The 1910-nt window shown below is 67.5% G+C and carries 1 protein-coding gene and 1 pseudogene; both read left to right on the top strand.

Going from position 1 to position 1910, the window contains the following annotated elements; genetic code table 11:
• Positions 1 to 195, top strand: a pseudogene (locus ABZY11_RS44185) (hypothetical protein); the annotation flags it as partial.
• A 444-nt stretch (positions 196 to 639) separates the two neighbouring features.
• Positions 640 to 1910: RICIN domain-containing protein (locus ABZY11_RS44180; protein WP_356484576.1), on the top strand; the 1271-nt coding region annotated here is incomplete at its 3' end.

The following is a 1910-nucleotide window of genomic DNA, read 5'->3' as shown; positions in this document are numbered from 1 at the left end:
TGCGGACCCCGCCGACCGAGCCCGGAGATCAAGACACTGTTCACCGGTTGGGGCGGCGAGCTGGCGACCTGCCGAAAAATCGCCCCCACCGCGCGGAACTGCACCGCATCGAAGCTGATGTCGCAGGTCGGACTCAGGGTGAGCGAGGCATGCAAACTCGACCTGGCCGACATCAAGAGCGGATGGTGCCGCTGATCAACGGCGCCGACCGCTCGCTGCGGTGGTTCATCGGGGACGTGTGGGGCCAGTTCGAGGACGACCACACCCGCCCCGGGGCCCCTACTAGTCACTGCGCCGTAGTTTCAGGGGAGCGGGGTCGCCCCCTGCGGTGTCAGGCCGTCAGGCCGTACGGGTGTCGCGGTTGCCCGCCTTATCACACCTCTCTCCTTGATGACGGTCATAGTGGGGATTTCCGTCATTTCACGGATGGGAGGTGGCTGATTTGAAGAAATGGTTCCTCACTGGCGGTGATTGTGTGGATACTGTGTGCATCGCATCGTGGTAGGACGTGCGTACGGGCCTTGGAAGCTCCGGCTCGCGTCATCGCTCCGCTCGAAGCGCTTCTCCCGCCAGTTCGCACAGCACTTCCAGTCATGCCGCTGATGGCCTTTCGCGCACGGGCGGCAGGAAGGAACTCGCATGTCCCTCCCCTCAACACTGCGGCGCTGCGGCGCCGCAGTGGCGGCCGCGGCGCTCTTGCTGCTCGCCCCGACGCCGGCGCCAGCGTCGGCTGTCGACTTCGGCCTCGGCGGCAACGTATCCCTCGGCTGGTCGGTCCCGAATGCTCCCTCAGGGCATCTGACCAACATCACCTTCCCGATGGCGATCAACCCGGCGAGCGAGCAGACCGGCCTCTACTACGCCCAGCAGTTCGGCGTCGCCAACGGCCGGATCGGTTATACGGGCCTGCAGCCCCAGCCGACCAGCGGCAACACCCAGCAGTTCCGTGCCATCTTCTCGGTGTTCGCTTCCGGCGGCGCCGGCACCCCCGGAGACACCTCCAGCAACGACCCCAACTGCCGACCGGGCGCCGACGGCGACGCCGGCCAGTCGTGCTCCGTCCTCTTCAACGCCGAATACGGCCACACCTACAACCTCACGGTGAAGCGGACCGCGAGCACGTCCACCACCAACACCTGGACCGGCGACGTGTACGACTCCGCCAACCCCCAGCAGCTCGTGGCCCACATCGGCAGCTGGACGGTGCCCAGCGGTCTGCTCACCTCCTCGGGCAACGGGTTCGTCGAGTACGTCTACTACAACGCCGCCGGCACCTGTGCTCAGAACACGGTGTCCGACGCCTACTTCGGCGGCCCCAGCAGCACGGACGCGGGCGGCCTGTCCGGCGTGGTCAACAACGTCTACGAATACGGCAGCTGCGCCGGGCAGTCCAATTTCGCCAGCACCCCCTCGGGGTCGGGCCAGCACGTCGTGCGCGGCTTCACCAGTACCAGCCCCATCAAGGGCTCGGCCTCCGGCCTCTGCCTGAACTCCCCCAGCCAGGAGCCCTGGGGCGCGCAGACGAACATCGTGGCCTGTGACGGCACCGGAAAGCAGAAATGGACGTTCCTGCCCAACTCCCCGAACGTGTCCACCTCCCCGGTGCCCACCACCCCCCTCAGCCCCCAGGGCGTGATCCAGGGCTTCCTGCGCTTGGGAGCGACGGACCCCCTCGGCTACGCCGTGTGCCTGGACAACAACGGCGAGAGCACTCCGGGCGGCAAGGTGACCGTCTGGGGATGCGGCTCCCATAACACCAACCAGCAGTGGCGGCTCTACCCCGACGGCACCCTTCGCGCCGCGGACTCGGGCCTGTGCATCGATGTCACGGGCGGCGCGACCGGCAGCGGCAGCCTGCTCGTCCAGCAGACCTGCAACGGCGGCAACAGCCAGAAGTGGGTCCGGCAGGC

Source organism: Streptomyces sp. NPDC006510, assembly GCF_040611955.1.
Taxonomy (GTDB): domain Bacteria; phylum Actinomycetota; class Actinomycetes; order Streptomycetales; family Streptomycetaceae; genus Streptomyces.
Note: the sequence above shows the minus strand (reverse complement) of the source record. Positions and strands in the feature narration are given on the sequence as shown.